At 49.4% G+C, this 26,567-nt stretch carries 20 protein-coding genes; 12 read left to right on the top strand and 8 right to left on the bottom strand.

From position 1 onward, the window contains the following. Positions 1–372 precede the first annotated feature (372 nt). Positions 373–1,866, top strand: coding sequence for a TM0106 family RecB-like putative nuclease (locus SYNPCCP_RS01050; RefSeq protein WP_231848044.1), 1,494 nt, complete (start codon positions 373–375; stop codon positions 1,864–1,866). Positions 1,867–1,956: 90 nt separating this feature from the next. Here SYNPCCP_RS01050 and SYNPCCP_RS01045 read toward each other — a convergent pair whose 3' ends face one another. From SYNPCCP_RS01045 to SYNPCCP_RS01035, 3 genes are all read right to left on the bottom strand, one after another. Beyond that, on the bottom strand, positions 1,957–3,021 hold the full coding sequence (locus tag SYNPCCP_RS01045; RefSeq protein ID WP_223211323.1) for a linear amide C-N hydrolase: 1,065 nt from the start codon (positions 3,019–3,021) through the stop codon (positions 1,957–1,959). Positions 3,022–3,166: 145 nt separating this feature from the next. After that, positions 3,167–3,649, bottom strand: coding sequence for a Tab2 family RNA-binding protein (locus SYNPCCP_RS01040; protein ID WP_020861386.1), 483 nt, complete (start codon positions 3,647–3,649; stop codon positions 3,167–3,169). Between the two features lie 46 nt (positions 3,650–3,695). Further along, positions 3,696–5,021: an ankyrin repeat domain-containing protein gene (locus tag SYNPCCP_RS01035; RefSeq protein WP_010871408.1), complete on the bottom strand. Its 1,326-nt coding sequence runs from the start codon at positions 5,019–5,021 to the stop codon at positions 3,696–3,698. Positions 5,022–5,299: 278 nt separating this feature from the next. On the opposite strand from SYNPCCP_RS01035, the gene gltD reads away from it, so the two are divergent. The 7 genes from gltD to SYNPCCP_RS01000 all read left to right on the top strand — a co-directional run bounded on the left by gltD (position 5,300) and on the right by SYNPCCP_RS01000 (position 13,732). Next, positions 5,300–6,784 carry a glutamate synthase small subunit gene (gltD, locus tag SYNPCCP_RS01030; RefSeq protein ID WP_010871407.1) on the top strand — a complete coding sequence of 495 codons (1,485 nt, stop codon included), beginning with the start codon at positions 5,300–5,302 and terminating at the stop codon, positions 6,782–6,784. A 461-nt stretch (positions 6,785–7,245) separates the two neighbouring features. Next, complete coding sequence (locus SYNPCCP_RS01025) at positions 7,246–7,557, top strand: carbon dioxide-concentrating mechanism protein CcmK (RefSeq protein ID WP_010871406.1); 312 nt, start codon at positions 7,246–7,248, stop codon at positions 7,555–7,557. 128 nt (positions 7,558–7,685) lie between these two features. Then, positions 7,686–8,021: a carbon dioxide-concentrating mechanism protein CcmK gene (locus SYNPCCP_RS01020; protein WP_010871405.1), complete on the top strand. Its 336-nt coding sequence runs from the start codon at positions 7,686–7,688 to the stop codon at positions 8,019–8,021. Positions 8,022–8,053: 32 nt separating this feature from the next. Continuing rightward, positions 8,054–8,356 (top strand): EutN/CcmL family microcompartment protein, encoded by a 303-nt coding sequence (locus tag SYNPCCP_RS01015; protein ID WP_010871404.1) that lies wholly within the window; start codon positions 8,054–8,056, stop codon positions 8,354–8,356. Between the two features lie 133 nt (positions 8,357–8,489). Next, a complete protein-coding gene (locus SYNPCCP_RS01010; RefSeq protein ID WP_014407066.1) occupies positions 8,490–10,499 on the top strand; it encodes a ribulose bisphosphate carboxylase small subunit in 2,010 nt (669 codons plus the stop codon). 34 nt (positions 10,500–10,533) lie between these two features. After that, entirely contained in the window at positions 10,534–11,259 is a 726-nt protein-coding gene (locus SYNPCCP_RS01005) for a hypothetical protein (RefSeq protein WP_010871402.1), read from the top strand. 466 nt (positions 11,260–11,725) lie between these two features. Beyond that, positions 11,726–13,732, top strand: coding sequence for a serine/threonine phosphatase (locus SYNPCCP_RS01000; protein ID WP_010871401.1), 2,007 nt, complete (start codon positions 11,726–11,728; stop codon positions 13,730–13,732). On the opposite strand, the gene SYNPCCP_RS00995 is transcribed toward SYNPCCP_RS01000, so the two are convergent. Continuing rightward, on the bottom strand, positions 13,695–15,029 hold the full coding sequence (locus tag SYNPCCP_RS00995; protein ID WP_010871400.1) for a hypothetical protein: 1,335 nt from the start codon (positions 15,027–15,029) through the stop codon (positions 13,695–13,697). The two genes, SYNPCCP_RS01000 and SYNPCCP_RS00995, sit on opposite strands and share 38 nt — an antisense overlap. A 104-nt stretch (positions 15,030–15,133) precedes the next feature. Then, positions 15,134–15,982: a prohibitin family protein gene (locus SYNPCCP_RS00990; RefSeq protein WP_010871399.1), complete on the bottom strand. Its 849-nt coding sequence runs from the start codon at positions 15,980–15,982 to the stop codon at positions 15,134–15,136. 234 nt (positions 15,983–16,216) lie between these two features. Between SYNPCCP_RS00990 and upp the strand changes: the two genes are divergently transcribed. The 4 genes from upp to SYNPCCP_RS00970 all read left to right on the top strand — a co-directional run bounded on the left by upp (position 16,217) and on the right by SYNPCCP_RS00970 (position 19,900). After that, positions 16,217–16,867 (top strand): uracil phosphoribosyltransferase, encoded by a 651-nt coding sequence (upp, locus tag SYNPCCP_RS00985; RefSeq protein ID WP_010871398.1) that lies wholly within the window; start codon positions 16,217–16,219, stop codon positions 16,865–16,867. Positions 16,868–16,936: 69 nt separating this feature from the next. After that, complete coding sequence (locus tag SYNPCCP_RS00980; RefSeq protein WP_010871397.1) at positions 16,937–17,236, top strand: thylakoid membrane protein; 300 nt, start codon at positions 16,937–16,939, stop codon at positions 17,234–17,236. Between the two features lie 99 nt (positions 17,237–17,335). Continuing rightward, complete coding sequence (locus SYNPCCP_RS00975) at positions 17,336–18,214, top strand: MBL fold metallo-hydrolase (protein ID WP_010871396.1); 879 nt, start codon at positions 17,336–17,338, stop codon at positions 18,212–18,214. Between the two features lie 156 nt (positions 18,215–18,370). Beyond that, positions 18,371–19,900, top strand: coding sequence for a TAXI family TRAP transporter solute-binding subunit (locus tag SYNPCCP_RS00970; RefSeq protein WP_223211322.1), 1,530 nt, complete (start codon positions 18,371–18,373; stop codon positions 19,898–19,900). 465 nt (positions 19,901–20,365) lie between these two features. Here the strand turns inward: SYNPCCP_RS00970 and typA are convergent, their stop codons facing one another. The 3 genes from typA to SYNPCCP_RS00950 form a co-directional block, all read right to left on the bottom strand. Beyond that, on the bottom strand, positions 20,366–22,159 hold the full coding sequence (typA, locus tag SYNPCCP_RS00960; RefSeq protein ID WP_010871394.1) for a translational GTPase TypA: 1,794 nt from the start codon (positions 22,157–22,159) through the stop codon (positions 20,366–20,368). 208 nt (positions 22,160–22,367) lie between these two features. Continuing rightward, entirely contained in the window at positions 22,368–24,209 is a 1,842-nt protein-coding gene (locus SYNPCCP_RS00955; RefSeq protein ID WP_010871393.1) for an EAL domain-containing protein, read from the bottom strand. Between the two features lie 28 nt (positions 24,210–24,237). Next, entirely contained in the window at positions 24,238–26,358 is a 2,121-nt protein-coding gene (locus tag SYNPCCP_RS00950) for an EAL domain-containing protein (RefSeq protein ID WP_010871392.1), read from the bottom strand. Positions 26,359–26,567: the final 209 nt, after the last annotated feature.

The raw sequence follows: 26,567 nt of genomic DNA, 5'->3' as shown, positions 1-26,567 counted from the left end.
ACACAGCTCGCAAACAGTCCAAGGGCGATCGCCACCTTTCTCGACAGTGAGATTCCCATAGATCTAATTACCTGATTGTGTTGTACCCGGATTAGCTACATATCAGACCATGGACAGTTCAAAATCTCTGCCTGGAATTAACCCCGTTCCAACTGGATATAGTTAATTTGCCATTCCGAGCTATGTACTTTTTCTGTCAGCCCATCCCCATTGGTGGCAGTAAGAGGGCGTCATGTCGGCAATAAATTAATCATTTTCGTAGAATAATGGGGGTTGACTAAGGCAAAATTTTTGATTTGTGAACTTTGTGGATGATCTCAGCGAATTTCCCCGACAGAATAGTAACCATGGGGGCACAGTAAACCGAAATAATTGCCAGCTAGTGGTCGTTGGGGCGATATGTTAGTCACCGACTCTCTTTTGCTGGATTATAAGCGTTGTCAACGCCGGGCCTATCTCAACACCCACGGCTCCAGTGAGGAGCGCCGCCCGGAGCGGGACTTTTTGCTTAAGCTGCGTCAAGAAAGTCAAAGACATATCCAGGAAGTTCTGGAGGAACAATTTCCCCATTATCGGGAACCGGAAACCCCCACCTATCTTGGCCAAGAACGGGCCCAGGAAACCAAAACCCTAATGGCCCAGGGGGTAGATTGCATCTATCGGGGTTGTCTTTACCACAGTTTGCCGGTCAATTTGCACACCGACAACAACGGCCATTTACCAATGCTGGAACTGTTGGGCCATCCCCATTTATTGGTTAAAGTTCCTGGTGAATCCCGTTGGGGGCCATGGCAATATCGGCCAGTGAGTATCCAATTGGGTCGTCGGCCAAAACCGGAGTACAAAATTCTAGCCGCCTTCTATGCCCAGTTGTTGGCGGTACATCAAGGACCATTGCCCCGTTGGGTAGAAATTATTTTGCGGCGGGGTAATTCTTACTCGGTGGATTTGTTGGAATGGTTGCCCCGTTTTCACCAAACCCTAGCCGACTGTGTGCAAACCCTAATTCATCAGCGGGAACCAGAGGTATTTATTTCTCGCCAACGATGTAATCTCTGCCACTGGTATGACCATTGCTACGCCATTGCCCAGGAGCAACAACATCTTTCCTTGGTACCCGGTGTTACCCCCAGCCGCTACGAATCATTACAAATGGTGGGGGTTTTGACCATTGATTCCCTCGCCCGACTGCAAACCCAGCAAGTGGCCGAATTAATGGGCACGGCGATCGCCGAACAATTACAACAACAGGCCTTGGCTTTAGTGGAAAAACGGGCCATGGCGAAGGAGAAAAAAGTTTATCCCCTACCCCGATCGCCAGTGGAATTATATTTCGACATTGAAGCGGAACCGGAACGAAATTTGGATTATCTGCTGGGGGTAGTGGTGGTTGACCATGGGCAAAAAACGGAAAAATTCTATGGTTTTATGGCCAAAGATCCCGAAGAAGAAGGCTTAATTTGGCAGGAATTTGTCCAGTTAATCCAGACCTATCCTAATGCTCCCATTTATCACTTTTCTGAGTATGAAAGGGAAACAATCAAGAGATTAGGAAAACTTTATGGAACGCCCCCAAAAGTACGGGAAAAAATCCTCGAACAATGTTTTGATTTACATCATTATGTGGTCAACCATGTGATCTGCCCGGTGGAAAGTTATTCCCTCAAGTCCCTAGCGAGTTGGTTAGGTTTTCAATGGCGGGATGCCCAGGCCAGCGGTGATCAGTCGGTCTGTTGGTATGACAATTGGTTAACCACTGGCGATCGCCAATTTTTGGAATTAATTTTGCGCTATAACGAAGATGATTGCCGAGCCACCTGGATTTTAAAGGATTGGTTAACGAAATTTTTTGCTGGCCCGGCTTAATTAGTCAACCAGATGTTGGGCAATACTGGGAAAATTTGATCTCATTTCTCCCAAAACTTGGGAGGTTATTGGGCATTTTTAGGCAAATTTCTAAAATGGACTTTTTAGCACTTTAGTAAATTTATCGGTAACATTTCCCGACAGATCCAAATTATCAGGATCAAGACTTAACACTGGTGCACCAGGGGCAAGATTAAGTTGATCAAGGTTGACCCAAATGACATTGGGGCTAGTGGTTAACTCAAAAAAGTAACGACGATTCGTTAGGTCAATGGCGGTGCGATATTCCGTGTTATACAGAGAACCAGGAATATTATTGGGGGCACCAAAAGGAACAGAAGTATTGCGGGCGATCGCCAAAATACCAGCAATGGCTTCCTGTTCAGTTTTCGGTTCCGGCAACATCATCTGGTAATAGCTAGCCCGAACAAAACGATCTTTGGGATCCACATTGCCAGGCAAGGGAGTTTGGCGGGTGGCATTGGTAAAATCCCAAGTTTCCAAGAATTTCAATTGTTGATCGTAGGTGGGATCGTTCGTCATCACCCGATACTCTGGGCCGTGGTGGACAACCAGCTTACCCTCCACGTATTCCAGAATGGCCGAATCTCCACTGGCATCTTCAATGGCTAAATGCACCGTTGCCTTCATATCATCCAGGGCAACCATTACCGGCTGAATCTCATTCATCAACGCAAGGGCTTCCTTCACAGTGGCGGCATTGTCCAGTAAATATTGTCCCCACAGTCCCGCCTGTACCCCGGCTTTCTTGGGATTGCGGGGGCCAAAATCCGTCGCTGTTAAGTAAAGCATATGCATGCCCAGTCCTTTTTCATTCAAGCCGTCCACCGTACCCATGCCATAAACCGTGGTGACTACACTGCCATATTTGGAAGTCCATTGGGCTGGGTTGTCTTTAACCACTAACATGTCCCCCAACATGCCTCCATTTCTTTTGATGCCCTGGGGAAAAACCATCAACTCGGGCTCGGTGGATTCCGGCCAGTCCATTGTTCGGCCGACCACCACAGCTAATTTATTGTTATTCCACAAAATTCTGGTGCAGGCCTGGGCCGCTGAGGGCCAAAGGGTAATCTGTAGCACTACTGCTAGCAGTATGGCCGTTGTAATGTTACCGAGAAACTGAATATTCATTGTCTTTGTCAACTGTCTAGGGTTCATCACAATCTTAAGGGATGCCCATCGGGCGATCGCCCCGACCATGTCCCAAACTCAGAAATTCATGGTCTAGTTTCTAGGTTCTTTGAGCTTAATTGAAAATGGAAATGCTAATGTTCTATTACTTTTGCAATAACCAGACCCCCGTGGTAGTCACCCCCGAATTATCCGGTTGGAGCCAGAGAAAATGTAAACCCTTGGCTTTTTGTTGTCGCTGACTGAACACCCCCGCTGCGGTGGCCATTTCCCCATCCTTAAAGGTGACCATGACCCATCGATCGCCGTTTTGGGTATGAAGCACCAATCCCCCCGATTGTTGGGGATCTTCGGCAATGTAAACCAGGCTTTTGGGTTGTTGTTCCGCCAACCATTCACCGATGAAACGACATTGGCGACCACCGTAAATAACCACACCGGGGATGGGTAAATCTGCGGCTAAACCAAGCCGGAGAGGGGACAAATGCTCTGGCATGGCTTGATAACGCATGGGGCGATCGCCAAAATAGGGCCAAATATCCTGGGCTGGGAGAGCGACAAATTGCCAACTTTCCCCCAGCAGGCGATCGGGCAAAGGTTGGGGAGGAGACGGTAGGGAATTAACCATGGTGGGAAAAGAGAAATTAAGATCGAATAAATTTACTAACCAATAATCAAGCGCTGCGGGAAATATAGGATTCCAACAAGGCCACAATGGCCCCATGATGATTCAATCGTGCTAAATCAAGGGCGGTCTGGCCCCCCTGGTTTTTGAGATTAAGGTCTAAAGCGGGGAAATTAGTCAGCAGGGCTTCTACCGCCGCCCCGTGGCCCCGATGGCAAGCCCACATCAGGGCAGTAGATCCGTTGGGATCACCACGGTTAACTTGGACAGAATAATTGGCGATGGTGGTAATCACCGCAGCGAGATTTGCCATGGCTGCCAGCATTAAGGGGGTTTTTCCTTCCCATAGGGTTTGGTCCAGGTCAACCCCTGCCCGGCCCAAGGCGTTAACCATGACCGCTTGGGTCTGGGCATTCCCATGGGTGGCAGTGAGGGCTGTTAGGAGGGGCGGTTCCCCATTGCTGGAAAAATTACCGTCGGCGCCGGCATTGAGTAGTTGGGTCACAATCTCCACATGTCCCTGGGCGATCGCCAAATGTAAGGCCGTGTCCCCCGCTTGATTGACGGCATTGACCATATCTTTGGGGCCCTTTTCTAACAGAATGGTCACCATGGATTGGTAACCTTCTAAACAAGCAATGTGTAAGGCTGTATCGCCGCCATCCCCAGCCTGGGTAAGGGGATAACCGCCCTGGATGAAAGCTTTCACCTGATCAACGTTTCCTTCCTCCACCGCTGTGAACCAACCATTCTGATCCCAGGGAGCACCGGCTTGGAGTAAATAGTCAACAATTACTCGATCGCCTGTTTTTATTGCCAGGGTCAAGGGTAAATTACCATCCCCATCGCTGAGGTCCAACGGAGCGTGGTGCTCTATTAGCTTCCGAACCATGGACAAATTTTGCTGTTTAATGGCCCATTCCAGGGCGGTTGTCCCCTGCTGGTCTTGGATTTTGGCTCTGGCTCCTCCAGCTAGTAAAGTTTCCACCAGAGGTAAATTATTGCGATAGGCCGCCATCATCAACGCCGTTGTGCCGTCATCATTACCTTGATTCACCTCGGCACCAAATTCCATCAACATTGCGGCGATCGCCTGTTGAACCGGATTTTTTTCAGGGTTATTAGGGTTGGACTGTAATCCCGCTAGCAACATTAGGGGGGTAATGCCATGGGGCGGCCGGGAGCGATTGGGGTCAGCCCCCGCTTGTAGCAATTGTTTGACGGTGGTCATTTCCAGGGATGCTACTGCGTACATCAAAACCGTCAGCCCCCTTTCGTCCCTTTGGTTAACCTGGTCTGAAGCGGCAGCGAATAAATATTCTTGCACTAGTTGCCATTGACCCTGTTTAGCCGCCACCACAATGGGATTGACCATGGTTTGATTGCTGATTTTTTGCTAAAAATACTTCGACCTTTGACCGTCTGAATGCCCCATATTCCAAAATATCATTGTTGTTCGGGGCTTGGCCATGGCCCCACCAGGGATTTTTGTTGGTAACTTGTACCAATGGCAGAGGGGAAGTTTGTAACAAAAAGCAACATGGCCAGCAAATCTCAATAAAAGTTACCCTCCATTGGTTGGGAACTGCTTTAAACTAGGCTTACATCCCTTATTTACGGCGATCGCCCCCACCACAAGAGGTAACTACGAGCATGGGCAAACCCACTGGTTTTCTGGAATATACCCGCGAAATTCCCCAAGAGTTAAGCCCCGGCGATCGCCTGAGGAATTGGGACGAATTCCATGTGACCATGCCCGATAAGCAGGTGGAAACCCAGGGAGCCCGTTGCATGGATTGCGGCACGCCCTTTTGTCACACCGGTAGTTTGATCAGTGGCATGGCCAGTGGTTGCCCAATCAATAACCTCATCCCGGAATTTAATGACCTAGTCTATCGGGGGCTGTGGCGGGAAGCTTTAGATCGGCTTCACAAGACTAATAACTTTCCTGAATTTACTGGCCGGGTTTGTCCCGCTCCCTGCGAAGGCTCCTGTGTGTTGGGCATCAATAATCCTCCGGTGACCATCAAAAATATTGAATATTCCATCATCGAAAAGGGTTGGCAGGAAGGTTGGGTAACGCCGGAACCGCCCGCAAAACGCACGGGGAAAAAAGTAGCCGTAGTTGGTTCTGGCCCCGCTGGTTTAGCCGCCGCCGCCCAGTTAAACAAAGCCGGTCATTGGGTAACGGTTTATGAACGGGAAGACCGCCCCGGCGGTTTGCTTATGTACGGCATTCCCAATATGAAGCTGGATAAGGAAGAAGTGGTGCTACGCCGCTTAAACGTGCTGGAAGCAGAGGGAGTCACCTTTGTTTGCAATACGGAAATTGGCAAGGATTTACCCCCGGAAACCCTACTCAAGGACTACGACGCGGTGGTGCTCTGTACCGGTGCCACTAAGCCCAGGGATTTGGCGATCGCCGGTCGGGAACTGGAAGGCATCCACTTCGCCATGGAATTTTTGACCGCCAACACTAAGGCAATTTTAGATAAAACTCCCGGCCCGAATTTCATTAGTGCCAAGGATAAAGACGTGGTAATTATCGGTGGAGGGGACACCGGCACCGACTGTGTGGGTACTTCCCTCCGCCACGGTTGCAGAAGCCTAGTGCAATTGGAAATTATGCCCAAACCCCCGGAGGAACGGGCCGCCAACAACCCCTGGCCAGAATGGCCCAAGGTTTACAAAATGGACTACGGCCAGGAAGAAGCCGCCGCCGTCTATGGCCATGATCCCCGCAGTTACCTCACCACTGCCACCAAAATTGAAGGGGATGACCAGGGGCGGGTCAAAGCAGTCCATACCGTCGATGTCCGTTGGGAAAAGGATGGGCAGGGACGATTTATTCCCCAGCAAGTGGCTGGCACGGAACAGGTCAGACCAGCTCAATTAGTCTTGCTAGCCATGGGGTTTGTGGGACCAGAAAGTCAACTGCTGGATGCAATGAAATTGGATAAAGATGCCCGGGGCAATATTAAAGCTGAATACGGTCAGTATGAAACCAGTATTCCCGGGGTATTTGCGGCGGGGGACTGTCGCCGGGGCCAAAGTTTGGTGGTCTGGGCTTTCAACGAAGGTCGGGGGGCAGCCAAAGCCTGTGACCTTTACTTAATGGGGGAAACAGACCTCCCCTAGGTGGCCATAGCCATCGGTTAATTAACTATCCAAATGTGTATCAAAAGCGGCGATTGCCCCCTGATTTTTGATTAGTAATGCTGAATAGTCGAATTAAAAATTATCATAATCCCTTATGTTGTCAAAGGGCCCAAGGTTTCCTATGCTTTTCATAGGGTAGATAATCAAATTTCCGTAAATTTTTTATTTATCCTCCTAAATTCAACTTCAACAGCAGGAAAAGCTGTCAAGAGCCGATACTTTTTGTGTCGGGGGTTTATCTTGGGTTGCTAAAACCTATTCTGAATTCTCTTGATTTTTCCGTTCACCAAAGCTGTTACTGTGGACTGTTAGGCAATCAATCGGGTTCTGGGTTTTGATCCCTTGGTGGGAATGGCCAGATCCGGCTCTGCCCCTGACCACAGTCGAACTCGCCTGCTAACTTTTACCCGCACTTTCACGATTCTAGGAGACTATCCCCCATGTCCATTGCAGTTGGAATGATCGAAACCCGTGGCTTCCCCGCTGTTGTAGAAGCAGCCGACTCCATGGTTAAAGCCGCTCGGGTCACCCTGGTGGGCTACGAAAAAATTGGTAGCGGTCGGGTCACGGTGATTGTGCGGGGGGATGTTTCCGAAGTACAAGCTTCTGTTTCCGCTGGTATCGAAGCCGCTAACCGAGTCAACGGTGGCGAAGTGCTTTCTACCCACATCATTGCCCGTCCCCACGAAAACCTGGAATACGTCCTCCCCATTCGCTATACCGAAGAAGTTGAACAATTTCGGACATATTAATTCCCCTTTGTTTGGCGATCGGTAGTCAACTACACAGAATAGCCAGGACTGCCGAGCCTGGGCAATGGACGCTGATCAGCGTAGTTTTGATTTTTTGATTTGATATTCCCTGGGAGTAACTTAAACCTATGTCAATTGCAGTTGGGATGATCGAAACCCTTGGGTTTCCCGCCGTTGTGGAGGCCGCCGACTCCATGGTTAAAGCCGCCCGGGTTACCCTGGTGGGCTACGAAAAAATTGGTAGCGGCCGAGTCACCGTGATTGTGCGGGGTGACGTGTCCGAGGTACAGGCCTCAGTGACCGCTGGCATTGAAAACATCCGTCGGGTAAACGGTGGTGAAGTTTTGTCTAACCACATTATTGCCCGTCCCCACGAAAACCTGGAGTATGTGCTACCCATTCGCTACACCGAGGCGGTGGAACAGTTCCGGGAAATCGTTAATCCTTCCATCATCCGCCGTTAATTTTCCCTATAAATTTTGAGCCCAATTAAGCCATGCAACTTGCCAAAGTTTTGGGGACCGTGGTCAGTACATCGAAGACACCGAACTTAACCGGCGTCAAGCTGCTTTTAGTTCAGTTCCTCGACACCAAAGGTCAACCCCTGGAACGCTATGAAGTGGCGGGGGATGTGGTAGGTGCAGGCTTAAATGAATGGGTGCTGGTGGCCCGGGGTAGTGCCGCCCGTAAGGAACGGGGCAATGGCGATCGCCCTTTGGATGCCATGGTGGTGGGCATCATCGACACAGTTAATGTGGCTAGTGGCTCCCTCTACAACAAGAGGGATGATGGGAGATAACGCTCCCCCCTTTTTTCCTATCCTTCCTATCCAGTGGAGGAACTAGGATTTTGCTTGGGACATATTTGAACCCGATGCAGTGCTGGCAAAGTCCCTGGGCTGGTTGTTGGCTGTATCTAGGAGGAACTATTGCATGGGATCTCGCACCGCCTTGGCTTCCAGGCCTTGGTCCAAACATTTAGCAGACCCCCAGATTGACCCGACGGCCTACGTGCATTCGTTTGCCAATGTGGTGGGGGATGTGCGCATTCAGCCCGGGGTCAGTGTTGCCCCTGGGAGCTCCATTCGAGCGGACGAGGGCACGCCCTTTTGGATTGGCGGTAATGTGCTGATCCAACATGGAGTGGTGATCCATGGCTTAGAAACTGGTCGGGTGCTGGGGGATGATGACCAGGAATATTCTGTTTGGATTGGGCCGGGCACCTGTGTGGCCCATTTGGCTTTGGTCCACGGCCCAGTTTACCTCGGCGCTAATTGCTTCATTGGTTTCCGTTCCACTGTGCTCAATGCACGGGTGGGGGATGGGGCGGTGGTGATGATGCATTCCCTAGTTCAGGATGTGGAAATTCCCCCCAACAAATTGGTGCCCTCCGGTGCCATGATTACCCAGCAACACCAGGCGGATAGTTTACCGGATGTGCAAGCTGGCGATCGCCATTTTGTCCAGCAGATTGCGGCCATGCACGGACAAAGTGCTTCTCCAACCCAGGGAACTGATCCAACCGTGTGTGTGTTGCCGGAGTCCCTCCCCGCCGTTACCCCCGTTACTGAAACCCCCTATATAAATTCCATAGACAACATGAGTATTAATTCTGACATTACCAACCAGATCCGCTCCCTCCTGGCCCAGGGCTATGGTATCGGGGCGGAACACGCCAACGAACGACGTTTCAAAACCAAATCTTGGCAGAGCTGTGGCACCGCCGATGGTTTCCGTCCCGACCAGGTTATTGCCACGGTGGAAGGTTGGCTCCAGGAGTTTGCGGGGGAATATGTCCGCCTCATTGGCATTGACCAGGGGGCTAAACGCCGGGTAGTGGAAGTGATTATTCAACGCCCCGGTGATGTTCCCGGTTCTCCTAGTCGGGGTACCACCACCACCAAAGCCCTAAGCAGTGGCGGTAGCGGCCGGAGTGCGGTGGCCCACCAAACAGGTAACTTAGCTGGGGATAGTGCTAACCAGTTGCGGGCCCTGTTGCATCAGGGTTATAAAATCGGCTTGGAATATGCCAGTGCCCGTCGCTTCAAAACCGGCTCTTGGTTAACTGGAGGCACCATTGGTAGTCATCGGGAAGGGGAAGCTTTGCAGGAATTAAATCGTTTCCTGGCCGACCACACCAATGAGTATGTGCGCATTATCGGTATTGATCCAGCCGGTAAGCGGCGGGTGGCAGAAATTGTTGTACACCGTCCCAATGGTAATGGCAATGGTAAACCTTCTAGTTCCAGCAGTTCCGTTGGCTATAAGTCTGCCCCTGTGAGCTCCGCCGGGGGCTCTAGTGCTGGTGGTTTAACCCCAGAAGTGATAGCAACGGTGCGGGGATTACTCGCCAACGGCCATAGCATTGGTACCGAACACACAGATAAACGTCGCTTTAAGGCCAAATCCTGGGATACTTGTCCCACCATTGATGGTGGCCGGGAAGCTGAAGTTTTAGCCAAATTGGAAGCTTGCCTAGCAGATCATGCCGGGGAGTATGTGCGGATTATTGGTATTGACCGGGTTGGTAAGCGACGGGTGTTAGAACAGATTATTCAACGTCCAGGGGACAACGTTGTTGCTGGGCGATCGCCGTCTTCGTCTAGTGCTAGTACATCCAGTAGTGCCTCCAGCAATGGCTTTGGCAGTGGCAATGGTGGTGGTTACAGTAATTCTGCCGTGCGCCTAGATAACAGCGTGGTTACCCAGGTGCGTTCCCTCCTGGCCCAGGGTTACAAAATTGGCACCGAACACACGGATAAACGTCGCTTTAAAGCCAAATCCTGGCAGAGTTGTGCCCCTATCACCAGTACCCACGAGTCGGAAGTGTTGCGGGCCCTAGAAGGTTGTTTGGCAGACCATAACGGCGAATATGTCCGCTTACTAGGCATAGATCCCACGGCTAAACGGCGGGTGTTGGAAACCATTATTCAGCGTCCCTAGTAATTACTAGTTGACCAGCCCCCCGGATTTTGCCATGCAGTTACCGCCCGTTCACAGTGTTAGTCTTTCTGAATATTTTGTGAGTGGTAACGTGATCATTCACGAAACAGCGGTCATTGCTCCGGGGGTTATTTTAGAAGCGGCTCCGGATTGTCAAATTACCATTGAAGCCGGAGTCTGCATTGGTTTAGGCAGTGTGATTAGCGCCCATGCCGGTGACGTGAAAATTCAGGAGCAGACGGCGATCGCCCCTGGCTGTCTAGTAATCGGGCCAGTGACCATTGGGGCAACAGCTTGTCTCGGTTCCCGGAGTACCGTTTTTCAGCAGGATATTGATGCCCAGGTCCTAATTCCTCCCGGCTCCTTATTAATGAATCGGGTTGCCGATGTCCAGACGGTAGGGGCTAGTTCTCCAACAACTGACAGCGTTACTGAAAAAAAATCCCCTTCAACCGCAAACCCCATTGCCCCTATTCCTTCCCCCTGGGACAACGAGCCCCCTGCAAAGGGGACAGATTCCCCGTCAGATCAAGCAAAAGAATCCATTGCCAGGCAATCAAGGCCATCAACCGCCGAGGCCGCAGAACAGATTTCCTCAAATCGATCCCCTGGGGAATCGACGCCAACTGCTCCGACGGTGGTCACCACTGCGCCATTAGTTTCAGAAGAAGTACAAGAAAAGCCTCCCGTAGTGGGTCAGGTTTACATTAATCAGTTACTCTTAACCCTATTTCCGGAACGACGATATTTTAGTTCTTAAATGGATTGTCACTAGAGCATCAGACGGGCACAGTGGTGTACTTATCCTGGATAAGGCATTGGGGCAACGATATGACTAATTCGACTAAAAATAGTGCAATGTAAACGTCTCAAGTGCCTTCAATATAAGCTTTGTAGAAAGCGCTACTCTCTTGATTGTATTTCAACCAGCCGTATCACCAACAGCGGGGGGAGAAAAAACTGGTTAAACCTTTAAAAGTGAGGTAATACCCACAAAAGTAGAGTTAGTTGAGGTAGTGTCTAATTTTTAAGCTAAGGTATTTACCATGAAGGGGATGGTGTTGGAAAATTAGCGTCTCCCTAAAAATTCCTCCTCCTCGCCCATAGTCACGGTTTTTCCCCCAACTCAGCTTAATTGTTGTTTTAGCGGCAAAGTGGGGTCTTTTCCGGAAAAACTGGTGGTTGTTTGTCCCAGTTATCTCAATCCATTGCGTCTCGCCTAAATTATGCTGATCTGTCTCCAGTGCTCCGCCGAAAATCCTAATCGCAACACTGATTGCCAAAAGTGTGGGGCGTCCCTGAAGGAGCATCCCTGTAATCAGTGCGGAGAAATGGTGCAGTACGGAGAAGCCCATTGTCCCCATTGCGGGGCGATCGCCGGTCAGATATTAACAGTGTTGGTCACGGTGCCAGTGGCGGTGGGCCCGGATGGGAAACCGGAACAGAGTTTTGATCCCCAAGGGATCAGGCTTTATGAAAACTTCATTGATGTGGGTCAACGCTACCAACTCCTCACTCCCGTGGAAGAAAACCCATTTGTGGTGGATGAAGTGGGGGAAGGGGAACAAATCGTGCTCAAAAGCAGGGTGGTGGACTGCCAACCTTTACAGCCTTCTGTACTAAAAGTGTTGTTGTCCCAGCAGGGAGACTTGTTAACCAGGTTACCCCAAATGTCCGATGGGGAAATTATGGCCAATGACACTTGGTCAAGCTTGAATTTACCCAAGGCGATCATTCCCTACTTTCGCTTTCCGGTGTTGATGCCCAAAATCCCCGAAGTCTACGATGCCTGGTGTGACGGAGATTATGGTTTTGTCTTGATGGAGGACCGTTCCGAATGGGATGTGTTAGCAGATGTGCTGCGGGACGAAGGGGACTCTCTGCCGGGATTGGAAATGGTTTTTTGGATCAATCAACTTTTCCAACTCTGGCAGCAACTTTCCTCGGCTGGCTGCGGTAAAGGGCTGTTGATGGGGCAAAATCTGCTAGTTGATGAAGACCAAAACATCGCCCTAGAACAAATTTATGCCAATGGCGGAACGCCAGTTTCCCTAGAGGAATTTGGCTCTCTGTTACATGGTTATTTTAGTCCGGTACCCTCGGCAGGGGAGGACTTGTTGGCCATACTGCAAAGAGCGGCCCAGGGCGAGTATCAAGATGTAGATGATTTGTTTGCGGACATCGAAGATTTAGTGATTACGGTGGAGGAGGAAGGGGAAAATTTCATTATCCATGAAGTGGATTTTGAGCAAATTCCTGATGATGTTTTTGCGGCGATAGAAAGTGGAGAAAGTGCTTTCAAAAGCGAGGAAGTTGCTCCCAGCATTAATCCTGTTACCATGCCTGATGTCAATGTGTTTGACTCGGAAGAGGTGGACGATGTCCCCACAGCGGTATTACCTATGCAGTTAATTAGCCTGGTGGATGCGGGCTACACTGACCGGGGTGGGCACCGACAGCATAATGAAGATTTTTTCGGTATCACCACAAGTGTGGAAACCCATCGTAATAACCATGGCAAGACCATCAAGGCCCAGGGGGTTTATGTGGTCTGTGACGGTATGGGGGGCCATGCGGCAGGGGAGGTGGCCAGTCAGATGGGGGTCAAGACCCTGCTGGAGTATTTCCAAATTGTCATGGCCAATAGGTTGCCGGACAAAAATACCATCACTGAAGGGATTAATCTAGCTAACCAAAAAATTTACGAAGTTAATCAAAGTAATGCTAGTTCCGGCAGTGGCCGCATGGGTACTACGCTGGTGATGATGCTAGTTAAAGACACCACCATGGCGATCGCCCACGTGGGGGACAGTCGTATTTACCGAGTCACCCGCAAAAATGGTTTAGAGCAGTTGACGGTGGACCATGAGGTGGGCCAACAGGCCATTCTTAACGGGCTGGATCCGACATTGGCCTATGCTCGCCCCGATGCCTATCAGTTGACCCAGGCCTTGGGACCCCATAGCAGTAGTTATCTCCAACCGGACGTAGCAATTTTTGAAATTGAAGAAGATTGTCTGATTCTGCTCTGTTCTGATGGGATTTCCGACAATGATTTTGTCGAAGAACACTGGCAAGAACTACTGCTGCCCTATGTTAGCTCCAGCCAAGACGTAGACCGGGGCCTGAGAAAATTAATGGAGGCGGCCAATGAATACAATGGCCATGACAATTTGACCGGTGTACTGGTGCGACTCAAGGTTCGCCCCCAAATTCCTTTGGATGTGTGGTAGTTTCAGTAACTTCTGCTTGGTGTTTGCCTAGGGTGAATGCGTCGATCGCCTTGGTAAGGACACAGGTGTACACCAGGGCTTCTTCTAGCCGTTGGAAAGAGGGAATGATTAGACTACGGCTGGCGGTTAAGACCAAAATTTCTGGTTTGTCCTGTCCCACTGTCAATACTGTTTCCACCGCCTCGGTAGGTAGTTTACCCAGGGGTTGATGGTCCAAACTGGCCCGCACAAAATGTTGATCCACAGCACAGTGCTTAACCCGACTCAGACGCCAGCCCCGGTAAATCATAATGGCGATCGCCAGCAATAGGGGCAGACCAATGCGCCAATCCTGCCAGGGCAGCATTAAACCGAAATTATCCGGTATTTCAACGTAAACCATCTCCCCAGCAAATGCCCGTCTAAAACCATCCAAAATAGCCCCCAATTGCACCATAAATCCCATCATCAATATCACAAATAAGAGGAAACCCGACTCTCGAAAAATCTGTTGAATTAATAGCCAAGAATCCCCCCAGCGCCAACGGGAAAAAATCTGCCATTTACGCTCTGTTCTTTTCACCCCCACCCCTTGTCCTTGTTGTAACAGCTTTGCTTCCTCCTGGGGTGTAATCCTATTAAGGGCATAGGCTCCCAACCCATGGCTAGCTTCAAAAGCCACCGGCACCGGTTCCCCGAGCAGTTCTTGAATCACGGCGATCGCCTCTAGCACCGGGTCGAGGTTTTGATCTTCCTCAAAAATCCAATCAGACCCATCGTATAAAAGCAGTTGTCCCTGCCACACCGTCGCCAATTTGTCCTGAAAGGCTCCCCCCCTAATTTCCCGTCGCCGCACCCCAATGGCCCTTACCTGTCCTGGATTAAACTCCATCGAGAGGGGAGCACTGTGGGATAGTTGCAGTTGCCAATGTAAATTTTCTGTCCCATGGCGACGGAGGTAAACCCGACGAATGTAATGGCCTTCCTGAAAATTTCGATGGGTAATGGAGTTGTCAATAAACCAGAAAAGAAAGAATAAAGTAAACAACCATTGGCTAGCGGTACGGAAGCTAAACGTTAACCAACAAAGAAGCAGAAAAATCAAAAAAAGGATGAGATTGAAAGCTTCATTGTTTTGCACCTCCCCCGCCCACAACTCCTGCCACATCATTTTTAATAAACTGGTGTAGAGGGATTGGAAAATTTTCTTGAGCTGGACCAGAGGAGTAATGGCCAAAGCATAGGGACTGGGGGAAGGATAAAGAATGGTGCCCGTATAGACCGGCTGGGGTTCGGCAATATTCTCGTTACCTGCCATGGGGAACCTCGGTGGAAAAGATGGCGTTATCCGATTAATCCGATTATAAGAATGGACCTAAAGGTCAGGCAGGAGCCCTGGGACCTATAACTTCCCCGCTGCCGCTAGTTAGCCAGGTCAGTTAGGTTAAACATAAAGGGAACCGCAGACCCCTTGCCTTCTCCCCCCATCACCAAAACCTTGGGCATGGGAGCCCCCCCTTCCCGCCAAGCTTCGATCGCCTCTTTTTGTAGGACTAATTCCCCCCCCTGAGCTTTTAAAGTTTCCGCCAGTAACCGTTGGGCTTCTGCCTTCCCCTTGGCTCGGTTGATGTCCGCCTGGGCCTGTTGTTCCGCTTCCTGGGCCACATACACTGCCCGCTGGGCTCTCTGCTCAGCAATTTGTTTTTCCTCCACCGCCTTGGCAAATTCGGGGGAGAAGGCTAAATCCACCACACTGGTGTCCAGAACAATGATGCCGTATTTCTCCAGGCGGGAATTAAGGGCGTTATCAAAGTCTTCCTTCAACTCGCTCCGTTTGGTGATGGCTTCTTCCACTGTGCGTCGCGCGGCGGCAATTTTAAAAGATTCCTGGGTTTGGGGAGCAATAATCTTGGCGACAATATTTTGTAACGTGCCTTGGGTGCGGCGAATGGTAACGACCTCGGTGGGATCGAGGCGGAAATTAATGGCAAAGCTGGCAGACAAATCTTGCAAATCCTTAGTGGAGCTTTGGGCCGGCACTTCAAATTTTTGCACCGTCACATCGTAAATATCCACCGACGATACCAGGGGCGGTTTGAAATGAATGCCTTCTAGTAGGGCTCCGTCCTGGGCTTTACCCAACACACTCAACACACCGGCTTGACCAGGGTTAATCACCACAAAGGAGTTAAAACTCAGCAGGACTAGCAAGGCGGCGATCAGCCCCCCCACAATGGACTGCCAGCCGTCAAAGGATGGTTGTTTGCTCATAATGCTTGCCTGTCTGTCGTTGAACTTGGGGGAAATCCCTGCCCAAAGTATGGCAGAAAACCTTTCCCTTCCCAATGCCCCAACTTCCGGTAACCCGATCTGAGCTACAGTGGAGTTCCGCGGTGAATTGTTACCGACGGTGAGACCACGTCCTAACTTTTAGCCCATTTTTCGGTTCCCCAACGGCCAAGATTAACAAAATTAAATTTTAGATATTAACTTTTAAGTTTTCCCATGGCTTCTCAATTACGTGTTTATGTGCCGGAGCATCCTCTAATTAAGCATTGGTTGGGGGTAGCTAGGGATGAAAACACGCCGCCGGTTTTGTTTAAAACTGCCATGGGGGAATTGGGACGTTGGTTGACCTATGAGGCCGCTCGTTATTGGTTGCCGACGGTGGATACGGAAGTGAAAACTCCCCTGGCGATCGCCAAGGCCAGTCTTATTGACCCCCAAACGCCCTTTGTCATTGTGCCCATTTTGCGGGCGGGGTTGGCTCTGGTGGAAGGGGCCCAGGGGTTGTTGCCCCTGGCAAAAATTTACCATCTGGGTTTAGTGCGCAATGAAACTACCCTGGAACCTAGTCTGTATCTGAACAAGTTGCCGGAGCGGTTTGCCCCCGGTACCCATCTTTTGTTGCTAGATCCCATGTTGGCTACGGGTAATACCATCATGGCTGCTTTGGATTTGCTGATGGCCCGGGACATTGATGCCAATTTAATCCGTTTGGTCTCCGTGGTGGCCGCCCCCACTGCCCTGCAAAAATTAAGTAATGCCCATCCCAATTTGACCATCTACACCGCCATGATTGACGAACAACTCAATGACCGGGGTTACATTGTGCCCGGCCTAGGGGATGCAGGCGATCGTTGCTTTGGTACTTGATAACACCATTAAACTAGTGATCAAATAATTACAAATTCACCCCCAAACGTTAACAACAGGAGTAAAGTCATGGCTCAAAAAGATAACTTCGCCGGAGGATTTTTATTAGGTACGGTCATTGGTGGCGTAGTGGGGGGAATTTTGGGTTCTGTCCTGGCCAATCGAGCTGCTACCCAAAGCCCCGACCGGGAAAAATTAGACACTGAGGGGGTAGGAAATCTCGATAGTGAGGAAAATATTGAGTTGGCTCGCCGTCGCCTGGAAGACAAAATTGCCCAACTTAATTTGGTTATCGACGATGTCCGTGACCAGTTGGGCCACGTCAATGAATTAAACAATATCAAGGAAGTACAAGAAGAACATCGCTAACCAATCCCCGCTGAAGGCCTTTCCTCGCCACTCCCTTGGCCTGGGTCTAGTTGAAGTTACCGCCATCATTGCTGGGGAACCAGAGGAAGTGACAATCCAATGACATTCAAGATCAAATTTTGGGGAGTACGGGGTAGTATCCCTTGTCCAGGGCCAACCACAGTGCGCTATGGGGGCAACACCACCTGCGTGGAAATGGCGATCGGAAGGGAACGACTGATTTTTGACGCAGGCACCGGCATCAAGATGTTGGGGGATAGTCTCTCAAGCCAGGAGAGCGTGTCGGCCGATATTTTCTTTACCCATAGTCACTGGGACCATATCCAAGGATTTCCATTTTTTACCCCTGCTTTCCGGCCCGGTAACTTTTTTCGAGTTTATGGTGTACCGACCCCCGATGGTACAACCATTGAACAACGGCTCCATGAGCAAATGTTGCACCCCAATTTTCCTGTGCCGTTGCAAACGATGCAGGGCATTGTGGCCTTTTACGATTTGGAGGTGGGGGAAGATGTTGTGATTGGTAACATTGAGTTGCAGACCCGGCCTTTAAATCACCCAGGGGAAGCCATGGGTTATCGGGTAACTTGGCAAGGCATTACAGTGGCTTTTATCACTGATACAGAACATTTTCCCGATCGCCTGGATGACAATGTATTGGCTTTAGCCCAAAATGCAGATGTGTTGATCATTGATGCCACCTATACCGACGAAGAATATTATGATCGCCAGATGAGCAAGGTCGGTTGGGGCCATTCCACCTGGCAAGAAGCGGTGAAGGTGGCCCAGGCTGCCAGGGTAAGACAATTAATCCTCTTCCACCACGATCCTGGCCATGATGATTCAATGTTGGATGTCATATGGGACCGAGCTAAACAACAATTTCCCGCCACGGCGATCGCCAAAGAAGGCATGGAAATCAGCTTGATTCCTGGAACAATGGCTAATCCTCTTGCAACCATTACCATAGTGGGGTGAGGTCGGCCCATCTTCAAGGGATTCCATCCTTAAAATAATCAGTTAAATTCCAATAAATTTTAAGGACTGGTTGGAGATAGCCGAATTTTCCCTTTCCCCCATGGGCCAATAGCTTTTATACCCAATCCAGTTTTGAACTTTTTTAATCTGTCCCCATTGGCAAATAATCTTTCCCTACAGAAATTACTCCAAAATCGACTGCCCTGGGCTGTGGTTGTGATTGCCCTTTTTCCCTTGGTGTTTGTCGGTTGCACTACCAGGAAACCCGCCACCGTGACCCTGTCCACTGGCAATGGGCTCAGCGCCTATGTTCGCATTGGCCAACAAATCCAGGAATCAGCGGCCACCGTTGACCTTGTTGTGGTGGACAACAAGGATTCCCAGGGTTCCCAACAAAATTTACAACGGCTATTGGACGGGGAAGTGGATTTTGCCATGGTGCAACTCGACGTGGCCAGCGAAGCCATGAAAGCAGGGGATGTAGCTGCCGTGGCCATTCTGACTGAAGAATATGCCCACATCGTTGGCCGCAAAAATCAAAATGTGAATACCCTAAGAGATCTAGAGGGTAAAAAAGTCAGCATTGGCCCCCCAGCTAGTGGCATCAACTTCACCGCCACCCGCTTATTTGATTCCACCAATTTGACCATTCAACCCTATACCCAGTTAGGTTTGAGTATGGGCTTGCAAAATTTCGTTGCGCCCAACAGTCCCTTGGATGCCATGGTGTACGTGGGGCCGTTTAAAGCCAGCGATGAAGTGCGGGAACAATTGACCATTGTGGAAAATGTTGATTTTGTGCCCCTGAGCGAAAGCTTCATTAATTACCTGACTTTGCAATTTCCTGAATCCTACCGCAAAGCCTATATTCCCCAGGGTACCTACCGTGCGTTGCCCCCATTTCCTTCGGAAGACATTCTGACCATTTCCACCGGAGGGGCCTTATTAACCAGACCCAATATGAATCGGGAAAAAGTGGCTTTAATGACCTGGGCAATTTTTGCTAATTCTAGGCAATTCGCTTCGTTTTACCCCAAATTGGCAACGGAGAATGGTTCGGTTAATCTTTATGAGGGCTTGCTGTATATTCATCCCGCCGCTATGCGTACCTATCGGGAGGGAGACCCCCGCATTGCTTGGTTACGTTATCTTCAGGAGAACAAACCCCTCCAGGCCGCCTCCATTATGCTGTTGGGCACTACCACCATTGGCTTTTTGCTCCAGGGTTGGCGCAAACGGAAAACGGAAAAGTTCCTAGTGGGCCACCGTCAGGCGATCGCCGATTTGCGGGAAACGGCCCAGGAAAATCCCCAGGAAGCGTTAAGGGAAATTGAAAGTTTAAAACAAAGCTATCGCCTGATGTTGATTGAAGGCAATTTAGCGCCGGATTTATATCAACAAATTGAGGGCATGAACGAGGTTTTTATCGAACAATGCCGTACGGAAATTAATCGCCAACAGGACCAGGATTTGAGCAAAATCATTGGCGGTTTAACAGAAGTCCAGCAATACCGCAGCAATAATGCCCCTTGGATGGTGGAACATCTGCAACAATGCCAGGAAATTTATCGGGAAATGCTTCTCAAAGGACATTTAGATTTTCCCACCTACCTTAATCTTTATCAAATGCAACTGTTGTTGGATATTCTTATCAGTCGGCCCCAGCCCACGATGGAGAGAGTTTGACCTTTCCCCATGGCTGCCAATTTCTTAGTGCACGTTTGGGAATTGGACCAAACCGGAGCGGTACAAAATGCCGCCATTCGCCCGTATCAAATTCCCCGTTTTCCCAAAGTTCCTCGTACGGAATTCTTTTGCCTAAACAAGAGAGTTATGGCTAATTCAAATCAGACTAAGAAGGCAGCGTTTGCTGTAAAGCTTTTACCAAGACCACTTTAGTTAGCCTGTTTAAATTATTCTTAGAACCTGTTTATAAAGTCTGATTCTGCCCCCTAAATCTCCTCACTAAAGCTCCGGCAATGCTGGGGGACTTTGACTTACTTTCCCCCCAAACTTGGGGGGCCAGGGGGGCTTTCCAAACACGCTCTTAATTGAATTGGCTATAACTGAACCAAAGGGATAGAAAGTTACTATGCCTGGATTGGTGTTCCTTTCTGCCCCTTTAAAACCTTGCAAAGCCCCATTGTTCTGTTAACGTTTGACCAACTTTTTCCGGGCTACTTTCCGTAAACGGATGGATTCCGGCGTAATTTCCACTAACTCATCCGGTCCAATGTATTCCAAAGCCCTTTCTAGGTTCATATCTTCCGGCGCTTGGAGCTGTACCAATTCGTCCCCGGTGGCCGAACGGTGGTTGGTTAGCTGCTTGGTTTTACAAACGTTCAGTTCAATATCTTGAGGCCGGTTATGCTCACCGATGATCATGCCCTTGTAAACCTTGGTGCCGGGAGTAATGAAAAATACGCCCCGATCCTCAGCGTTTTTCATGGCATAGAATGTGGCCACCCCTTCCTCGAAGGCCACCATGACACCGTTATAGCGGGTTTCCAAATCACCACTCATGGGGCGGTATTCCAAAAAGCTGTGGTTCATGATGCCTTCCCCCCGGGTGATGCGGATAAAATCCCCCCGGAAACCCAGTAAACCCCGGGCCGGAATGACAAATTCCAATTGGGTGCGGCCGTTGACGCTGGTTTGCATATCTTGCATTTCTCCCCGTCGTTGTCCCAGCCGTTCAATACAGGCTCCCACCGCCGCTTCTGGTACATCTAAAACCAGATATTCCACTGGTTCACAGGGTTGACCGTTGACCTCGCGATAAATCACTTGGGGCTGGGCCACTTGAAATTCATAACCTTCCCGTCGCATGGTTTCAATCAAAATACCGAGGTGCAATTCCCCCCGACCAGAGACCAAAAATTGCTCGGCACTTTCCCCATCTTCCACCCGTAGAGCAACGTTGGTTTCCAATTCCCGATTGAGGCGATCGCGAATCTGACGGGAGGTAACAAATTTGCCTTCTTGGCCCGCAAAGGGAGAATCATTGACCGAAAAGGTCATTTGCAAAGTCGGCTCGTCCACTTTGATCAGGGGCAAAGCCTGGGGTTCATCGGGACAGGTCAAAGTCTCACCGATATTGGCATCGGCAAAACCGGCGATCGCCACAATGTAGCCGGCACTGGCTTCTGGCAGTTCGATGCGATTCAACCCTTCAAAACCCAAGAGTTTACTAACTTTTCCTTTGGCGATCGAACCATCCTCTTTCACCAAGGCGGCCTGTTGTCCGGCTTTAACCGTACCGTTGTGGATGCGGCCAATAATAATCCGTCCCAAATAATCGGAATAATCCAGGGTAGTCACTTGTAACTGGAGGGGTTTGTTCGGATCGCCGGCCGGGGGCGGGACATGGTGCAAAATCGCCTCAAACAAAGGCTTCATATCCTCGGAATCGTCGTCCAGACTTTCTTTAGCAAAGCCCCCTAAACCAGAAGCAAACAGAGTGGTGAAATCACACTGGTCATCGTCTGCCCCCAGTTCCACAAATAGATCAAATACCTTATCCACGGCGGTGTTGGGGTCGGCCCGGGGACGATCAATCTTATTAACCACCACCAGGGGGCGCAGACCTTTTTCCAACGCTTTTTTGAGCACAAACCGAGTTTGGGGCATGGGGCCTTCATTGGCATCGACGATTAACACACAACCGTCCACCATACCCAGCACCCGTTCCACTTCCCCACCAAAATCAGCGTGGCCAGGGGTATCGACAATATTAATTAACGTATCTTGGTAGCGGACCGCCGTATTTTTCGAGAGGATAGTAATGCCCCGTTCCCGTTCCAGATCGTTGGAGTCCATCACACACACCGGTACGTCTTCCCCTTCCCGGAAAATGCCTGATTGCTTCAACAAAGCATCAACAAGGGTGGTTTTACCGTGATCAACGTGGGCAATGATGGCGACATTGCGGATGGGAAGAGACATAACGGGCAAGCGGCTTCAAGGTCCGCATTAACAATTTGTAATATTCAGTCTATCCTACCGTTGCCTCCTCTGGAGCAAAAAGCTTCTAAAACTGAACCTAAGAGCCTGTTTGAAAAGCCCCCTGGCCCCCAATTTTGGGGGGAAACTGAGTGAAAGTCTCCCATTATTGGGAGATTTAGGGGGCGGAATAAAACTTGCCAAACACGTTCTAATTACCCGCAATGTATTTGTGCAAAAAGCTATTGGCGGCCAGAATATTTAACGGTTCACTGAAGCAATAGCCCTGCATGAAAAAGCAATTGAGGCTATCTAAAATGTTAATCTGTTCCTCCTGTTCGACCCCCTCGGCCACCACCTTCAGGTTGAAGGTTTTACCAAGATTGATCAGGGTTTCCATCATGGTTAAATTAGGAACGTTATCGGTTTGTTCTAGTAACTGTGCCGTTAGGGATTTGTCAATTTTTAGCTTTTGAAAAGGTAAATCCTGGAGACAACGGAGGGACATATAGTCGGTGCCAAAATCATCTAGGGAAAAACCCACGCCGTAGTTATGTAAGTTGGTGATAATTTGCTGTGCCAGACCAAAATCCTTCATCACAGTGGATTCTTGAATTTCTAACTCCAAGTAATGGGTCTCCATCTTGGCCATGGCGATCGCCTCCATGACCATATTTTTAAGTAAAGGATGATAAAACTGCTTTTCAGAAATATTAACGGAAACTAAAAAAGGAGTTTGCAATTGCTGTTGCCACAGGACATTTTGTTGACAGGCAGTTTCTAAAATCCACCGAGTGAGGGGCACCATAAATTCCGTTTGGTCGCTCCACGGCAAAAACTGTCCCGGGGGCAGTAGGCCCTTTTGGGGATGTTGCCAACGGATAAACGCCTCCATGGCCTCAATAGTTTTTTTACGCCAATTAATCTGGGGCTGATAGTACAATTCCAACTCATGTTGTTCCAACGCCCGTAGTAAACGCTTTTCTACGATCGCCAAACGCTTTTGATCAGAGTCAGAAAGTCCTGGCACCGGCTGGGGGGCACCGATGCGCACATCCACCGCTGTTTCTATATGGTCATCCGCCTCTCCTGACCCCGGGTTGGTGGGTTGGGGTAACAACTGCTGTAAATTTTCTCTAATGTGACCGATCAAGTCATTCACCTGCTCCCCATCCACCGGATAGAGGGCCACCCCGTAGGTAATCTCTGGCTGGAACGGTCTTCCCCCCGCCGTCACCGGAGCTAAAACCGGTTTCATCAAGCGTTGAGCAATTCCCAACAGGCTGCTAGTATCCTGTACCTTGGACACCAGAAAAATAAACTCATCTTTATCCCAACGGGAAACAATATCTCCATTGCGCAAATTTGACTTCAGTTTTTGCCCCGCTTCCTGTAGGAAAGCATTGGCCACCGCGTCTCCCCGTTTGCGCTTGAGATCAGACCAATTATTAATCTGGCAGAGTAAAACCCCCACCTGGGCATGGTGACGACGGGCATTGGAAAGGGCAATATTTAAGTACTCCAAAAACAGAGTCTGATTGGGCAAATCCGTTGCCGTATCAAGATAGGATTGCTCGTGAAACGTTTCATCATTGGAGCCAGCCAACAAATCAACCCCTTCCCTGGTGTTATAGCTGGAGGCAATCTGAGCGGAAACCGCCTCATTATAGGGAGAAGTCTGGGGCAATATTTCCACTGGCTGGGAGGAAGACTCCCCAAACCCCTCTCCAGTAACGTGGTAACTGGCATTGATGCTACAGCCAAAATTAATCAGGTCACCATTTTTTAGCTCGTGAATGAGGCGTTTTTCCCCATTCACAAAGACGCCGTTTTGACTTTTATTGCCCTCTAGATCCCCATCAATAATCCAAAAACACTCTTCGTTAGTTTTACTATTAGTCTTCCGCATCAGGGTGGCATGGTGCCGGGAAGCCTGCCGGGAGTGAATCTGGATGCTAGTACCAGAATGGCGACCAATGGAATACTGTTGCTCGTCTAAGATTATTGTTCTTCTTTGATTGGCATCTTCTAGAACTAGTATGTGTTGCTTCATAGAGAATCTGGGATCTATTAATTCTAAGTTATGCCAGAGGATCAGCCTTAATCTTATTTTGACTCAAAAGTTCCGTCGCGGCATCAACTTTGAGGGGCCTACTAAACCAAAAACCTTGTATTTCCTGGCATTCCAGTTTTTGTAGTACTTCCAACTGCTGTTGAGTTTCTACGCCTTCACTGATGATGCGAACACCCAATTTTCTTCCCAGGGTCATAATGCTGGTAATGATCGCCTCGTTGACGGGACTCTGCTCCAAATCTTTGATAAAGGACTCGTGGATCTTGACGGCGGGAATCTTAAACTGTTGCAAGCAGGACAGAGTGCCTAGGCCAATACCAAAGTCATCGAGGGAAAGATTAACACCAATGGTGGCCAACTGTTCGATGGCCCGGCGAGAATAATCAATGTTGTCCATAATGATGCTTTCAGTCACCTCAATGGTCAACCAGTGGGGCTCCAACTGATTCTCCTCTAGGATACTTTGGATATTGGCAATCAAGTGAGGATTTTGGAATTGGTTGAGGCAGAGGTTAATACATACAGGTAAGGGGGGAATCCCGGCCCCTTGCCATTGCCGATTCTGTTGGCAGGCCGTCCTTAGAATCCATTCGCCGATGGGTACAATTAAATCAGTTTTTTCTGCCAAGGGAATCAGATTAACCGGAGAAATTTCGCCAATTTCGGGATGGTGCCAACGCAACAGGGCCTCCATGCCAGTAATTTCCCCTGTAGTTATCTGGAGGATGGGCTGGTAGGTTAGGTAGAACTGATGCTTGTCCAGGGCCTCGTAGAGTAGGTTTTCCAGTCGGAAAAACAGGTTAGCTTTAGAGGCGGCCTTTTCGTTAAAGAAAGCGAAGGAGTCAAAATGTTTTTCCTTAATTTGTTCTAGAGCAGTGTGGGAATTTTTCAATAGGGTAGCCCCATCAGTACCCCCATCGGGGTAAACGGCGATGCCCACCTTACCCTTGAGGTGAATTTTTTGTTTGGCCACGTCAATGCTCTCTTCCAGCATGGCCAGCATTTCCTTCACCATTTCCGTCAAGGCTTGATTGTCCCCCGGTTCCTTGAGCAAAATGGCAAACTGTTTTCCCTGCCAGCGGCAGGCCAAGCCCCTTTTTTCTGTCCACTGACTCAGGCGTTTGGCTACGGTTTTCAGCAATATTTCTCCACACCCTAGTCCAAAGGCATTGATCATCCGCTCGTAATTATAAAAATTGAGGAACAGGATAGCCAGCCGACTTTGATCTCGCTGTACCTTTGCCAAGGCGATCGCCAATTGCTCCTCAAAAAAAGCATGGTTGGGTAGCCCGGTCATGGGGTCGTAGAAAGTATGTTGGGCCAAGCTATCTTCTGCCTGTTGCCGTCGGGTAATGTCAATTAAGTAGCTACGAATAATTTGATTTTCAGTCAGATAATGGACGTATTGCTCATAGCATTCATCGCCACTTTTCACTTCCCGCAAAAGCAAATTGCCCCGTACATTTTGGGCTTGGTTGAGCAGACCTTCTAAAATAGGATGGCTGACGCCTAGGTCATTGATATCCCGAAACTTAATACTTGCCGGCGGATTCAGATAAACAATTTTGCCATTGAAATCAATTTCCACAATGGGATGGGGACTAAGCTCAGCAAAGGAAGAAAAACGCACCAAATCAGCAGAACTAGGGGCCAAACGGGATGCTTCCTGTTCCTGCTCATTTATAATGGTGGACTTACTGGTGTACTCCCCCAAACTTTGGCGAGACAAGTCTTCTAAGGACATGGCCTCCAGGGGGTTGAACATGGCAATTTCCAAGGAAGTGGAAACGATGTAGTAACTAGCCTTGGACTGACTACCAAATAAAATCACATCCCCGTGTTGCAGGTCGTGGGATTCACTATCCTGTCCATTGATAATCAGACCATTGGTACTGCGATTGCCCTCCAAATCCCCGTCTAAAATCCGGTAGGAATAACCTTCATTTTGGGAGGTGGGTTTGATGCGAATTAGGGTGGCGTGGTGGCGGGATACTACCTGGTCGTAAATGACAATATCATTGCTGGATTCCCGTCCAATGGAATAGGTGGGTTCGTCCAAGGAAATAATACGACGGGCTTTTTGATCTTCGATCACAAATATATGTCGAAATTCAGGCAGGTTAGTCATAACAGCAAGGATGGGCGGATGGGCAAGGGAAATATGTATCTTGACCCGATGATGGAGACAAAATCTGGCTAAATTGCGACCCTACCTCTAGTGTGACATAACCCCTAACGGTTGGATCGTACTTCTTAGACAAACTTTATTAAGGGTTTGGGCGGGTCATCAATGATGGCAAGTTGCGGTTAGTTTTAAAAGTGGGGATAGGACTTAGT

The sequence above is a fragment of the Synechocystis sp. PCC 6803 substr. PCC-P genome (assembly GCF_000284455.1).
GTDB lineage: Bacteria > Cyanobacteriota > Cyanobacteriia > Cyanobacteriales > Microcystaceae > Synechocystis.
The sequence above is the reverse complement of the archived record's forward strand: the minus strand, read 5'-3'. Positions and strand labels throughout refer to the sequence as shown.